Origin of the sequence: Streptomyces melanosporofaciens, assembly GCF_900105695.1 — a bacterium.
GTDB lineage: Bacteria > Actinomycetota > Actinomycetes > Streptomycetales > Streptomycetaceae > Streptomyces > Streptomyces antimycoticus.
The window spans coordinates 175,898-188,839 of the sequence record NZ_FNST01000001.1 but is presented as its reverse complement, the minus strand read 5'-3'; the positions used below and the strand labels follow the sequence as shown (position 1 = coordinate 188,839).

General features: G+C 70.3%; 11 protein-coding genes. 6 read left to right on the top strand and 5 right to left on the bottom strand.

What is annotated here, in order from left to right; genetic code table 11:
- The first annotated feature begins 38 nt into the window (after positions 1–38).
- The 5 genes from mftD (at position 39) to BLV72_RS00995 (ending at position 5,438) form a co-directional block, all read left to right on the top strand.
- Complete coding sequence (gene mftD, locus BLV72_RS01015) at positions 39–1,211, top strand: pre-mycofactocin synthase MftD (RefSeq protein ID WP_093459613.1); 1,173 nt, start codon at positions 39–41, stop codon at positions 1,209–1,211.
- A 16-nt stretch (positions 1,212–1,227) separates the two neighbouring features.
- Positions 1,228–2,016: a mycofactocin-coupled SDR family oxidoreductase gene (locus tag BLV72_RS01010; RefSeq protein ID WP_093460004.1), complete on the top strand. Its 789-nt coding sequence runs from the start codon at positions 1,228–1,230 to the stop codon at positions 2,014–2,016.
- The gene (gene mftF / locus BLV72_RS01005; RefSeq protein ID WP_208905446.1) at positions 2,013–3,422 is read left to right on the top strand and encodes a mycofactocin biosynthesis glycosyltransferase MftF; all 1,410 of its coding nucleotides are present in this window, start codon (positions 2,013–2,015) and stop codon (positions 3,420–3,422) included. The genes BLV72_RS01010 and mftF overlap by 4 nt, the downstream gene beginning before the upstream one ends.
- The gene (gene mftE, locus BLV72_RS01000; protein WP_093459612.1) at positions 3,419–4,117 is read left to right on the top strand and encodes a mycofactocin biosynthesis peptidyl-dipeptidase MftE; all 699 of its coding nucleotides are present in this window, start codon (positions 3,419–3,421) and stop codon (positions 4,115–4,117) included. Before mftF ends, mftE begins: the two co-directional genes overlap by 4 nt.
- A gap of 79 nt (positions 4,118–4,196) precedes the next feature.
- Positions 4,197–5,438 (top strand): cytochrome P450 family protein, encoded by a 1,242-nt coding sequence (locus BLV72_RS00995; RefSeq protein WP_093459610.1) that lies wholly within the window; start codon positions 4,197–4,199, stop codon positions 5,436–5,438.
- Between the two features lie 28 nt (positions 5,439–5,466).
- On the opposite strand, the gene BLV72_RS00990 is transcribed toward BLV72_RS00995, so the two are convergent.
- Together BLV72_RS00990 and BLV72_RS00985 are read right to left on the bottom strand one after the other, a co-directional pair.
- Positions 5,467–5,679 (bottom strand): hypothetical protein, encoded by a 213-nt coding sequence (locus tag BLV72_RS00990; protein WP_143059714.1) that lies wholly within the window; start codon positions 5,677–5,679, stop codon positions 5,467–5,469.
- A gap of 265 nt (positions 5,680–5,944) precedes the next feature.
- Positions 5,945–7,735, bottom strand: a complete 1,791-nt coding sequence (locus BLV72_RS00985) for an ATP-binding protein (RefSeq protein ID WP_244320538.1) — start codon at positions 7,733–7,735, stop codon at positions 5,945–5,947.
- 696 nt (positions 7,736–8,431) lie between these two features.
- On the opposite strand from BLV72_RS00985, the gene BLV72_RS00980 reads away from it, so the two are divergent.
- Positions 8,432–9,304: a helix-turn-helix transcriptional regulator gene (locus BLV72_RS00980; protein WP_093460001.1), complete on the top strand. Its 873-nt coding sequence runs from the start codon at positions 8,432–8,434 to the stop codon at positions 9,302–9,304.
- A 255-nt stretch (positions 9,305–9,559) separates the two neighbouring features.
- Here BLV72_RS00980 and BLV72_RS00975 read toward each other — a convergent pair whose 3' ends face one another.
- From BLV72_RS00975 to BLV72_RS00965, 3 genes are all read right to left on the bottom strand, one after another.
- Entirely contained in the window at positions 9,560–10,471 is a 912-nt protein-coding gene (locus tag BLV72_RS00975; RefSeq protein WP_093459606.1) for a CU044_5270 family protein, read from the bottom strand.
- Positions 10,468–11,076: an RNA polymerase sigma factor gene (locus tag BLV72_RS00970; RefSeq protein ID WP_093459999.1), complete on the bottom strand. Its 609-nt coding sequence runs from the start codon at positions 11,074–11,076 to the stop codon at positions 10,468–10,470. The genes BLV72_RS00975 and BLV72_RS00970 overlap by 4 nt, the downstream gene beginning before the upstream one ends.
- Positions 11,077–11,274: 198 nt before the next feature.
- Positions 11,275–12,900 carry a Na+/H+ antiporter gene (locus tag BLV72_RS00965; RefSeq protein WP_093459604.1) on the bottom strand — a complete coding sequence of 542 codons (1,626 nt, stop codon included), beginning with the start codon at positions 12,898–12,900 and terminating at the stop codon, positions 11,275–11,277.
- Positions 12,901–12,942: the final 42 nt, after the last annotated feature.

The following is a 12,942-nucleotide window of genomic DNA, read 5'->3' as shown; positions in this document are numbered from 1 at the left end:
CCTGTCCGAGCCCGCCTCCGACGGAACAAAGGAGCCCCATGGCCAGCACCAAGCAATGGTTCGAAACGGTCGCCGAAGCCCAGCGCAGGGCGAAGAAGCGGGTGCCGAAGTCCGTGTATCTCGCGCTGCTCGCCGGAGCCGAAGAGGGCCGGACCCTGTCGGAGAACGTCGCGGCGTTCGGGGAACTGGGTTTCCGCCCCCGGATCGCCGACCTGCCCGCGCAACGGGATCAGACCACGACCGTCATGGGCCAGGAACTCTCCCTCCCGGTCATCCTTTCCCCCACCGGCGTGCAGGCGGTCGCACCGGACGGCGAGCTCGCCGTCGCCCGTGCCGCCGCCACCTCCGGCACCGCGCTCGGGCTCTCGTCATTCGCCGGCAAACCCATCGAGGATGTCGTCGCGGCGAACCCGAAGACGTTCTTCCAGGTGTACTGGCAGGGAGACCGCGAGGCCATCGTGCGACGGCTGGAGCGGGCCGCTCGGGCCGGGGCGAAGGGCCTGATCGTCACGCTGGACTGGACGTTCGCCCACCGCCGGGACTGGGGCAGCCCCGCCCTGCCGGACAAGGTGAACCTCAAGTCCATGCTCGCCTTCGCCCCGCAGGTGATCGCCCGCCCCCGATGGCTCACGGCATTTCTCCGGCGGGGCACTCTGCCCGATCTCACCACGCCCAACCTTGCCGAGGCCGGGCAGGCCGCGCCCACCTTCTTCGGCGCCTACGGCGAGTGGATGGGCACGCCACCGCCGACCTGGCACGATCTGGCGTGGCTGCGTGAGCGGTGGGACGGCCCGTTTCTCCTCAAGGGGATCAGCCATCCGGAGGACGCCCGCCGCGCCGTCGACATCGGCGCCTCCGCGATCTCGGTGTCCAACCACGGCGGCAACAACCTCGACTCCACCCCGGCCTCCATCCGGCTGCTCCCCGGAATCGTCGACGCGGTGGGTGGCCAGGTGGACGTGGTGCTCGACGGTGGCATCCGGCGCGGCGGAGACGTGGTGAAGGCGCTCGCGCTCGGGGCCCGGGCCGTTCTCGTCGGACGCCCCTACCTGTGGGGCATGGCCGCGAATGGCGAAACCGGTGTGCACAACGTTCTGGAAATCCTGCGCGGCGGCATCGACTCGGCCCTGCTCGGCCTTGCCCGGTCCTCGGTCCGCGATCTGGTCCCCGAGGACGTTCTCGTGCCTGACGGATTTCGGATCGACCACTGAGGAGGTGACGATCCAGATGCACACGGGACGGACCGCTGTCGTCACCGGCGCGGCACGTGGCATCGGTGCCGCGACCGTTCGTGGACTGGCCGGAGCGGGCTGGCGCGTCGTGGCCGTCGACCGGTGCGCCGACGATCCGCGCGTCCGCTACCCCCTCGCCCGGGGTGAGGACCTCGCAGCGCTGGCGCGTGAGTTTCCGGGCACCGTCCTGGACGTCGTCGCCGATGTCCAGGACCGGGGGGCGCTGCGGCACGCGGTGGCGCTCGCGGAGGAACGCTTCGGCGGGCTCGACGCCGCTGTCGCGGCCGCGGCGGTGATCGCCGGTGGGCGGCCGCTGTGGGAGGACACCGAGCAGGAGTGGGCGGCGCTGTTCTCGGTCGGTGTCGATGGTGTGGCCAACCTCGCCCGTGCCGCGATCCCCGCGCTGTTGCGCAGACCCGCGCCACGGTCCGGGCGGTTCGTCGCGCTCGCCTCGGCCGCCGCCCACCGAGGTCTGTGGCACCTCGCCGGGTACAACGCGGCCAAACACGCCGTCGTCGGTCTGGTCAGAGGACTCGCCCACGACCTGCGCTCCACGGGAATCTGCGCCACCGCTGTCTCCCCGGGTTCGACCCGCACCCCGATGCTCGACGCCTCCGCGCGCCTGTACGACCTGGACTCCGCGGACGGCTTCGCCCAACACCAGCTGGTGGGCCGCCTCCTGGAGCCCGCGGAGGTCGCCGCCACCGTGTGCTGGCTGTGCTCGCCGGACTCCGCCGCGATCACCGGATCAGTCGTCCACGCCGATGGAGGGTTCACCGCATGATGCCGATCGGCCGCCCCCGGAAGACGTCCGCACCGCGCGAGCGGCGCACGCCACTTCCAGCCGGGACGCGTCTGGTGCCCGACGACTCGCTGCGCCGCTTCGACGGCGGCAGGGTACTGCTGGGCGGGTCTCCGCTGCGACTGCTCCGTCTGCGGCGCGACGCGGCGGGGCGCGTGGAGGACTGGCTGGAGGGCCGGCCAACCGACGGCGACCGCGCCGAGGGCGCCCTGGCCAGACGGCTGATCGACGCCGGGATGCTGCATCCCCTGCCCGGAGCGAGCGCGCTCGGCCCTGCCGATGTGACGCTCGTCGTGCCCGTGCGCGACAACCCCGAGGGCGTGGCCCGCCTGCTCGCGGCGACCACCGGGCTCGCGGCCCGGATCGTCGTCGACGACGGCTCCGTCGTCCCGCTCCCGCAGGCGACTCACCGGCACCGCGCACCAGCGGGCCCGGCCGCCGCCCGCAACACCGGCTGGCGTCAGGTCACCAGCTCGCTCGTCGCGTTCCTCGACTCCGACACGATTCCCGAGCCGGGCTGGCTGGAGTCGGTCCTCCCGCTGTTCACCGATCCGGAGGTCCTCGCGGTGGCGCCGCGTGTCCGCAGCCTCCCCGGCCCCGGCGCCCTCAGCCGCTACGAGGCGGAGCGGTCCAGCTTGGACCTGGGGCGCAGGCCCGCCGCCGTCCGGCCGATGAGCCGCGTCGGTTACGTCCCCAGCGCCGCTCTCGTGATCCGCAGGACGGCGCTGTCCGCCGTGGACGGATTCGACGAAGCCCTGCGGTTCGGCGAGGACGTCGACCTCGTCTGGCGGCTGATCGCGACCGGCGGAACCGTGCGCTACCAGCCCCAGGCCACAGTGTGGCACCAGCCCCGGCCCACCCTGCGAGCCTGGCTACGGCAGCGTTTCGCGTACGGCACCTCGGCCGCTCCGCTGGCTCTCCGGCACCCGGAGAACCTCAGCTGCGCCAGCCTCTCCCCCTTCAGCGCGGCCGTCTGGGCATTGCTGATGACGGGGCGTCCGCTGGGCGGCCTTTCGCTCGCCGCCGCCACGTCGGCCCTGCTGCCCCGCAAGCTCCGCGGTCACGCCATCCCGGTCGGCACCGCCTTCGGCCTCGCCGCCAGGGGTCACCTCGGCGCCGGGCGGATCCTCGCCGACGCCACCCGGCGCGCCTGGTGGCCCCTGGCACTGTCCGGCAAAGCGGGCAGGCGCGCCCTGATCGCCGCCCTCCTCCCCTGCCTCATCGAGGGGTGTTCGTACGGCCACGAACTGGACCCGGCACGTTGGACCGCGCTCCGCATCACCGACGACCTCGCCTACGGCGCCGGTGTGTGGACCGGTTGTCTCCGTCACCGTGTCATGACCCCGCTCCTGCCACGTCTCACCAACTGGCCAGGACGCACCCCATGAACCTCGGCGGTATGCGCTCCCCGCAGTTCGCCGGGCGCGGCGAAGATCTGGTGCTGGCCGTTCCGATCGGCGCGACCGAACAGCACGGACCCCATCTCCCGCTCGACACCGATACGGCCATCGCCGCCGAACTGTGCAGACGCCTCGCGACACGAATGACGGACATCGTGGTGGCACCCGCCATCCCCTACGGCTCCAGCGGGGAGCACGCCGGGTTTCCCGGCACGTTGTCCATCGGCCATGACGCCCTCGAACTCCTTCTCGTCGAACTCGTCCGCTCCGCCGACCACTTCCACGGCGTCGTCCTCGTCAACGCCCACGGCGGCAATCACCAGCCCCTGCGGGCGGCCGCCTGCACCCTCCACGCCGAGGGGCGGCGGGTACTGGCCTGGTCCCCCTCCTCCGCCCCTGGTGACGACAGCCACGCCGGACACACCGAAACCTCAGTCATGTTCCGGCTCCGCCCCGAGGACGTCGTGCCCGAACTGGCCGAGCCGGGCAACACCCAGCCGCTCTCCGGCCTCATCGGCCGCCTCCGGGCCCATGGGGTCGCCGCCGTCAGTCCGAACGGTGTACTCGGCGACCCCACCGGCGCCAACCCGGGCCACGGGGAGACCGTCCTTCGGCGATGGACCGGCTCCCTGGTCACGGAGGTCACCCGCTGGATGGGGCCCGCCGCCGATGGTTCCTCCTAGGTGATGCTCGGTGCGCTGACCCGCACATGACCCCCGAACGCTCTGGTGGCTGAGCACATCCCGGGCCGAGGGTGGCGTCATGACCACGCGCCATCTCATCGACCCCGCTCAGGACCCCGTCCCCGTGGGCACCCCTGAATTCAAAGCACACGCGCACGAGCGCTACGCGCAGTTGCGTTCGCTCGCGCCCATTCACCGGGTACGTCTGGCCGACTCCTCAGTGAGCTGGCTCGTGGTGGGGTACGACCTCGCCCGCGAAGCGCTCGCTCATCCGAAGCTCAGCAAGAACCCCGAACCGTACGCGGAGGCCCTGCGGGCCGCGGGCCGGGAGATCCTGCTGGCCGGTACCGGCTTCGGCGGCAACATGCTGATGGCCGATCCGCCGGAACACACCCGGCTTCGCCGTCTGGTCGCCGGCGCCTTCACGTCCGGGGCCGCGGAGAGGCTCGCGCCGAGGATCGAGGAGCTGGCACACGAGCTGATCGACGCCATCGCGGACCGCGGGGAGGCTGACCTGGTGGCCTCGTACACCGGGCCCCTGCCCATGGCGGTGATATGCGAGCTGCTCGGCGTCCCCGCGCAGCGACAAGCCGATCTGCAAGCCTGGACCCGCACTGCCGTGGGTAACCCCTCGGCGCCGCAGCGGTCGAGTCTGCTCGCGCTCAACGCCTACCTACGGGACCTCCTGGAGGTCAAGCGGCAAAGCCCGGCCAACGATCTGCTCTCACGGCTCATCGCGGTCCGTGACCAGGACGGTGGCCGACTCTCCGAAGCCGAACTGCTCGGCACGACCGTCATCCTGGTCGTGGCGGGGCACGAGACCACGGTCAACCTGCTCGGCAACGCCGTGGTCGCGCTGCTGCGCCATCCCGACCAGGCGTGCGCGCTGCGGGCGCGGCCGGAGCTCATTCCCGGAGCCGTGGAGGAGTTCCTGCGGTTCGACGCCTCCGTGGAGACGACCCCCGCGCGTTTCGCCACCGAAAGCTTCACGCTCGGCGGCCAGACCATCAAAGCGGGAGACACCGTCGTCGTCGCTCTCGGGTCAGCGGGACGGGACGCGCCGGTGGAGCCGGGAGGCGACCCCGATCGGCTGGACGTGGGGCGAGCGTCGTCCCGGCACCTGTCCTTCGGTCATGGGATCCACCACTGCATCGGTGCTCCTCTCGCCCGGCTGGAGGCGGCCATAGCGCTTCAGGCCCTGCTCACCCGGTTGCCCGATCTGCGCTGGGCCGACCCGGCCCATGAGGTGGAGTGGCTGCCCGCCGGCATCACGCGCGGACCCGTGCGGCTCCCGGTCCGTTTCACTCCGGCAGAGCGCTGACCGGCGTCAGCGACCTGCCGGAGTGCCATCACTCCCCCGCGTCGTCACCGCCATCGGCACGTTCTTCCCGGAGAATGCCGCGGGCGATGATCGTCACCCATAACCCTCCCACCATGGTCCCCACGCCGAGGCCGATATCACCACGCCACAGGGACGGGATCGCGACCAGGAGGGTGATCAGAAGTATGGCGGCAGTTGTCGCGCCAGCCACAGCCGAGGTCTTCCTGCGCACACCGTTCATTGATTCTCCATGTCAGCGATGGGACGTCCGTAACGGCCATGTTGCGTTCCCACGACGCCCTGCCTGCTGGTGGGATCGCATGTCCACACCCGGCTCCCGCCCTCTCCATCACCTGGCGGAGTGGCTTCGCTTCCTTGCCGTGAGCGATGAGGGGAGCCTGTCAGCGAGTGCTGGGCGCCGAAGTTCGGCCGTGTGAGCCAGGTTTCAACAACCTCGCGCTCAGCCACCAGGTCGCGTCCGGTTCACAACCGGTTCACGCCGCGGGTCAGCGCTGTGGGGTGTCGGCGCCGCGGAGTTCCTGGTTCCAGAGGTCTTCGATGAGCCGTTCCATACCGCGCGCGAGGTGACGGCGGTACGTGCTCAGCGAGACGCCGAGCCGCCGGGCGCGTGCTTCTCTCGTGGTGGCCCCCCGCATGAACGTCGCGGCCACGGCCCGGTGCCAGGCTGCCGCGTCGGGGTCGGCACCCAGAGCGTCGACGGCATCGGTGATCACTTCCCGAACCGCTGCCACCGGGTCGTTCTCCGGACGCCCGGAGACGAGCCGACTCCTGGTGAGGGGGTTGTCGGCGAGGTGACCCCTGCGATGCCAGGCGTTGAGGGCCTCCCGCACCGCCAGCCCGAACTGCTCTCGGGTCAACACGGCCAACGGCCCCGGCGCTGATTCCGCCGCGGCGGCAGGCTGGGCGACCGGCCCCTCCAACTCGACGAGCCCGCTCACCTCCAGCCATCGCTGCACCGAGACCGTCCGCCAGTCGTGGGCGTACACGGTGTAGTGGTGTTCCCCGACGCTCACCGGCTGTACCAGCGGACGCTGATCGATGTAGGTCATCAGGCGCTGCCAGAAGGGACTCTCGGCCATGACGACGAAAGACCAGGCAAGTTTCTCCCCGTGGATGAATTCCGCGAGGATCCGGTGGATCATCAGGTCCATGACCGGCGAGGGACGCTGGTAGGCGTCGGGGGCGACCATGTATCTGGCGATGGCGAGATGCTCGCCCGAGCGAAGAGGCCGCCGAGACCTGGCGTGCCGCCAGCACGCGGCAGTCACCGGGTCCCGGGCCACCTCTTCGTCCAGGGGGAGGCTCAGCCTCAGCCACGCGGCTACGGCGACCGCTTCCCCGTCCCTGCGGTAGACGCGGAACGCGGCGGGCTGCCGGTCCAGCCAGAAGGCCGCGATGTGAGCCGACTCCGCTCCCTCGGCCACTTCGATCAGGCTCAGTACCGCTCCGCGGTCGCTCGGGCGGTAGGTGTCCTCATGCACTCCGTCCGGGCTTTTCCAGGTGATGAAACGGGATACGAACCCGTTGTGGCGATGCAGGTACGTGAGGGCGAGGGTGGCCGGGATGACGGCCGTAGTCGTCGCGCTCCTGGCCTGTTCGACCAGATGGCGGCGTATTTTTCCATGCGTCGTCTCGTATCCCGTCCGATCACGCCAGCGGTGATCGGAGTCGATGACCTCCCGTATCAACTCCCACGGATGGACACCATTCGCTCCCGACTCCACGTACGGGAGCCTTCGAAGCCAGTCAAAGGCGCTGGACGCGTCCTCAGGAAGGACGGCCCGCAGCAGACTCTCGTCCGTCGTCCACGCATGGGCGCAGACCTCCAGTGCCTGACGGTGCGCCGGCGAGGGCAATTCTCCGACGATGCGATCCAGCAACTGCCGGGCCAGCGGCGGCGTCAGCTGCCGGCCTCGGCTGTGTTGCCCCTCTCGTACGGCGGCTGCCGCAAGGCCGAGAGCGAGCGGGTAGCCACGAGCGAACCCGAGCACGTCCTCGTGCCATGCGGTCGGCACCCCGGCACTCTGGAGATACCGGGCGGCCTCTCCGGGGAGCAAGGGTCCCAGACGGCGCACCACAAGCGCCCGGCTCCAGCCGAGGTCCAGGTGCCAGGCCGACGCGGGCGGAAGCCGAGCGACGATGACCGCGAGGGCACCGACAGGCAGCTGTGGAAGAATTCCTTCGGCCAGCCACTCCTCGATCTTCGGGTATCTCTCGACGCCATCGACGAGGAGCAGACCGCCGGGATCGTCCGATATCGCTTGTGCCTGGGCCAACGACGCACTCGTCGCCTCGCCCGGGCATCCCCTCACCTGGTAGACCGTGCGCTTGTGCAGCCGCGCTTCCGCACCGATGCGCTGAAGCAGTGCCGTCTTCCCGATTCCGCCGGGACCGTGGAAGAAGAAAACCGACGGAGCCGTTTCCCCTGCGCCCAAGGCCGCTCGAACCGCGTTTAACTCTTCGGTACGTCCGACGAAGGTGTCAGCACGAACGGTCTCCAGACTTTCGGCGAGGTGAACGAGGTGGCGACTGGTCACGTGGCGTGCTGTTCCTGTACGAGTTACGGGGCTGCTGCCGAGACATGACTCGGGCACGGGTGAGGAACCTGATCCGGTCCCTCCTTCGACCTACGGCATTCTCGGTCCGAGGCAGTGCCACGGGTAAGGGCGAAGGGTAGCCCCATCACACCCAGGCAAGACCATCGGCAGCACGGAACGGGTCACGCTGATCAGACCGAACACATTCAGGTCGAACAGCGAACGGGCCATCGAGTCTGCCCGTCGTGCCCAGGAGCGGGAAGGCCAAAGGTTTCCTGGGAGGACCACACCCAGGCCGCGGAATCGCGGTGTGGGCGCGCGGCTCCGCCGCGTACCAGACCCGCGGCACTTCGCGGGAGGTAACACGATTCCTGGGTGCAGCGCGCCCACCCTCACTTCACCGACCAGGCCGAATTCCGCCTTAGCCTCAAGGCCATGGACAGTGACAAGCGCCCCGCCGCCGAGAACGTACTGGGGGGGTTTCTCCGAGCCCGGCGCGCGCTGCTGCGCCCTGAGGACACCGGCCTCACGACGTCCGGCCGACGCAGGGTGCCCGGTCTGCGCCGGGAGGAGGTCGCAGCCCTCGCCGGAGTCAGCACGGACTACTACACACGCCTGGAACAAGGCCGGGAACGCCACCCCTCACAGCACGTGCTCGAAGCCGTGGCGAAGGCCCTGCGCCTGGACGAGGAGGCGATGGCGCACTTGCGCAGGATCGCCGTCCCGACAGCACGCCGCACGCGCCGCTCGTCCCGAGCCGAGCGTGTCAGGCCGCAACTGCGCCGACTGATCGACGCCTGGAGCGACACACCCGCCTTCGTTCTGGGCCACGCCCTGGACGTACTGGCCCGCAACCGGCTCGCCACCGCCCTGCACTCCGGTTTCGGCCGGCCCGAGAACCTCCTGCGCATGACATTCCTGGAGCCGGCCGCACACGACTTCTACCGCGACTGGAACCACGCCGCCACCTCGTCGGTCGCCGCACTGCGGCGGGCGGCCGGGATGGATCCGGACGACCCCCGGCTCATCGAACTGGTCGGGGAACTGTCCATGAGGAGTGACGACTTCCGCACCCTGTGGGCCCGCCACGACGTACGCGGCAAGACCCATGAGGCGAAGCTCTTCCACCACGCCGAGGTCGGTGACCTGGACCTGCACCATGAGGCGTTCAGCGTCAACAGCGCCCCCGGCCAGCAGCTCATCGTCTACCAAGCCGAACCCGGCAGCCCGTCCGCTGACGCGCTGGCGCTTCTCGGATCCCTGAACGCGGCCCCCATCGCCCGGCGCTCGACGACCACTCCCGACTGACGGAACGGTTGGCCAACGCGGTTCGGCCCCCGCACCACACGCCGGCTGCCGCTGAAGCGAGTCAGGCTCCCTGGCGGCCGGCCAGGCGGTGCAGGCTCCGCCGTGGCCGGCCGACATGGGTCATATCCGCTTCATGAGGTGGGGAGAGTGCGGCGCCGAGCGGCGTGTGCGTATCCCCTGGAGCAGGCTGGTGCCCTGTTCAATGTCGCCGCCCATGGCACCAGCCTGAGGATGGCCGAGGGACACGGACCCGGTTCAGGGGCGCTGACCGGCCTTGTCGACGACGGCGCGCTCCAGGACCGCACTCGTGCCCCGCAGCTTGCCGTTCTCGTCGACCACGCGCTCGCCGAGATACGTGGAGGTCTTCGCGTCGAAGATCTGCTCCTCGCGCCCGTGGCCGCTGTGCAGGGTGACCGCGATCCCCACACGGCCCACGGAGTCCTTCACGTTCTGGGTCACCTGGACGCCCGGGATCTTCGCGGCGGCCCGGTAGAGCGCCGCACTCACCCTCGGCGGCATGAGCGACTCCTTGATCATGTCGCCGAAGAGGACGAAGGCCGCGTAGTCCCTGTCCGACCGCTCATCATCGACCTGCTCGGAGCTCACCCGGTACAGCCAGTCGCGCATCTTGTCCGGGTCGGTCGGCAGTTTGGACAGCGCGCGGTAGTTGGCGGCCCGCTCACTGCCCGGCAGGCCGGACTTCAGCACCTCGCGGCCGACGCCCTCCCTGCGGTCCTCCACAAGCCCCGGGTGCTCGCCGTCCACCGAGAGCCAGATCTCCCGCTCGCGGACGGGTCCGAGCTTCTGGGTCCCGTTGTCGGTCTGGGACGTGTAGGCGTTCTTGCTCTTGATGTAGACGAACTGATCGTCGCGGATGCCGGTGGACGCGTCGGTCTTGTCGGCCGCCAGTGCGACGTTCTCCAACAGTCGCACGGCCTGCTTCGAGGGCGCGGGCCTGCCGCTGTCGCCGGACGACGGCAGGACCGTGAAGGTGACGGCGGCCGCGCTGGCGACGGCGGCCACCACGATCGCGGGCCGCAGCCATCCCCTGCGCCGGGGTACGGACGTGGTGGGGCCGTGCTGTTCGCGCCGGATCTCGGTCATCAGATGCTCCTTGAGGAGTCGGTGGCGGCCCGGCGGAAGGTCTTTCTCGGAAAGCTGGTTCATCGGTTTCCCTCCCTCAGGGGCCTGACCGCTCTGCCGCGGTCACCTCTCATCTGTCCGGGATTTGGGTATGGTTCCGCGTCTTCGACATATTTAGCGAGCTTTGTCCTGGCCCGCGAGAGCCGCGACCGTACGGTTCCCACCGGAATCCCGAGAGCCTCGGCGGCCGCCGCGTACTCGAGTCCGGACCACGCGCAGAGGGCCAGCACCTCGCGCTCGGCCCGCCGCAGTTTCGCCAGCGCGGCCTGTACGCGGGCGAGCTGCGCCGAGTCGTCCAGGCGCCCGGTGAGCTCGTCGGCGAAGTCGTCCACCACCTCGTTGGGCGGCAGCCGGGCCACGGCGGCCGCATGTCTGCGGGCCGCCCGGCGGGTGTTGCGGGTGACATTGGTGGCGATGCCGAGCAGCCAGGGCCGTAGCGAACCGCCCTCCTCGTCGACCTTGCCGCGCAGCCGCCAAGCGTCCAGGAAGGTGAGCGATACGACGTCCTCGGCGGTCGCCCACTCCCCGGTGAGCCGGAAGGCATGGTTGTAGACGGATCGCGCATACGCATCGAAGAGCTCGCCGAAGGCGACATGATCCCCCGCGCGAACGCGTTTCCGTAGATTCATCTCCACGCCCCTTCCCTGTCCGTGCGACGGAAGCCGGTTCCACGGTGCGGCCGGGACCGTGGAACTGACGCCGGCCAGCGGCCGCAAGGCAGTCGGGGGCATATCGGCGACCATCGCGTTCACTCCGGGGCCGGGACCGGCCGGTGTACTCCGCGCCCTGCCCACCGAGATGATCGAGACGGGCAGGCCGCGCTCCCGTCACCGCGTGAAGCCTCCATCGGTACCGTCGGCGTCGGGTGGAAGCAGTGCGGTTCTCAGCCGCAGGTGCTGCTCCTCCGCGTCCAGGAAGCGCTGCACCCGCAGCAGCACGACGTCGTCGATGCGGCTGTGCCGACGCAGGTCGCTGAGTGCGGCACGCTTGATGTCCAGGAGCGCCGCCTGCAGCGCGTAGGCGGCGTTCATCTGCCGCCGCAGGTCCGGACTCCCGTCGTCGTGCGTCCCTCCCGAGCCCACGGTGGCCTGCTTGCGCAGATCCTTGGCGATCTGAGCCGTGGCCGCATCCGGCGTGTCGAAACGGTGGGCGAGGGCGGCCATCTCCGCGAGGGCGGTGGTGGCCAGATGGCGTACGGCGAGGGTTTCCTCGGCCGCTTCGGTGGTGTCCTCGCCGAACCGTGCCCACCGTACGACGGCTGGGAGAGCCGGGCCGAGCACGGCCAGCGTGACGACGATGACGACCACGGTGATGAAGACGACCGCGTCGCGCTGCCCGAGCGGACGGCCACCGGACGTGGTCGCGGGGATGGTGAGCGCGGCGGCGAGGGAGATCGCCCCCCGCATGCCGGCCCATGCGAGCGGCAGCCGCTGCCGTGCGCTGATGCGCCGCTCGCGTTGCCGCGGCCGGCGGTCCAGCAAACGGATCACGTAGGGGATGGTGTAGAACCAGGCCACGCGCGTGGCGATGACCGTCGCGCTGACCACGGCCGCGATCACGGTCGCCTGGAGTAGCGAGATGGAGGTCAGTGCGCGCACCGCGGCGGGGAGCTGTATGCCGACGAGGACGAACAGCGCGCCGTTGAGCAGGAAAGTCGTGACCTCCCAGAAGGAGGTTGCCTGCAGTCTCGCGTCGGATCCGATGACGCGCGGACCGACGCGGCTGGTGACCAGACCGCAGGTGACCACGGCCAGCACCCCCGAGACGTGCAGGGCCTCAGCCGGCAGACAGGCGAGGAACGGGGTGACCACACTCAGTCCGCTGTGCAGGATGCGGTCGCCCACATACCGGCGCACCGGCACGAGGAGCAGAGCGGTCGCCGCGCCGACGGCCGCACCACCGGCGTAGGCTTCGAGGAACCGCATCGCGGTGTGCGACCAGGAGAACGGCTCGCCCGTCGTGAGGACTTCCAGGCCCACGGCCAGGAGGACCAGGGCCATGCCGTCGTTCAGAAGGCTCTCCGTGCGCAGCAGCGTCAGCATGCGGCGCGGCATGGCCCTGGCCACCGCGGCCACGGCCGACACGTCAGTGGGCGCAAGCACCGCACCGAGCACGAAGGCGAGCGGCCATGAGTAGCCCAGGGCATGGGCGACCACGGCCACGGCCAAGGCCGTCACCAGGACCAGGCCGGTGGCCTGCAGCGCGATCGACCGGAAGTTGTTCTTGACCTCGCGCAGCGAGGTGGTCAGCGACTCCCAGTACAGAAGCGCCGGCAGGAAGAGCAGCAGCACCACATCGGAGGGCGGGTGGATATCCGCGAAGCGCGGCAGGAGCCCAATGAGGATGCCGCCGATCAGCAACAACAACGGTTCGCTCACCCGCAGGCGGTGGGCGGTCCAGGTCATCAGCAGTACGGCGGTCACCACCACCACGATGAGCTCGAGGCCCGTCACGGGTGCTCCTCACCCGTGTGACGCGGACGCGTCGACGGTGTG

Bases quoted from the DNA above. Each gene is read 5' to 3' on its own strand.
- mftD (WP_093459613.1), top strand. From the start codon at position 39: ATGGCCAGCACCAAGCAATGGTTCGAAACGGTCGCCGAAGCCCAGCGC.
- BLV72_RS00970 (WP_093459999.1), bottom strand. From the start codon at position 11,076: ATGAATCTACGGAAACGCGTTCGCGCGGGGGATCATGTCGCCTTCGGC.
- BLV72_RS00990 (WP_143059714.1), bottom strand. From the start codon at position 5,679: ATGAACGGTGTGCGCAGGAAGACCTCGGCTGTGGCTGGCGCGACAACT.
- mftF (WP_208905446.1), top strand. From the start codon at position 2,013: ATGATGCCGATCGGCCGCCCCCGGAAGACGTCCGCACCGCGCGAGCGG.
- mftE (WP_093459612.1), top strand. From the start codon at position 3,419: ATGAACCTCGGCGGTATGCGCTCCCCGCAGTTCGCCGGGCGCGGCGAA.
- BLV72_RS00975 (WP_093459606.1), bottom strand. From the start codon at position 10,471: ATGAACCAGCTTTCCGAGAAAGACCTTCCGCCGGGCCGCCACCGACTC.
- BLV72_RS00995 (WP_093459610.1), top strand. From the start codon at position 4,197: ATGACCACGCGCCATCTCATCGACCCCGCTCAGGACCCCGTCCCCGTG.
- BLV72_RS00980 (WP_093460001.1), top strand. From the start codon at position 8,432: ATGGACAGTGACAAGCGCCCCGCCGCCGAGAACGTACTGGGGGGGTTT.
- BLV72_RS01010 (WP_093460004.1), top strand. From the start codon at position 1,228: ATGCACACGGGACGGACCGCTGTCGTCACCGGCGCGGCACGTGGCATC.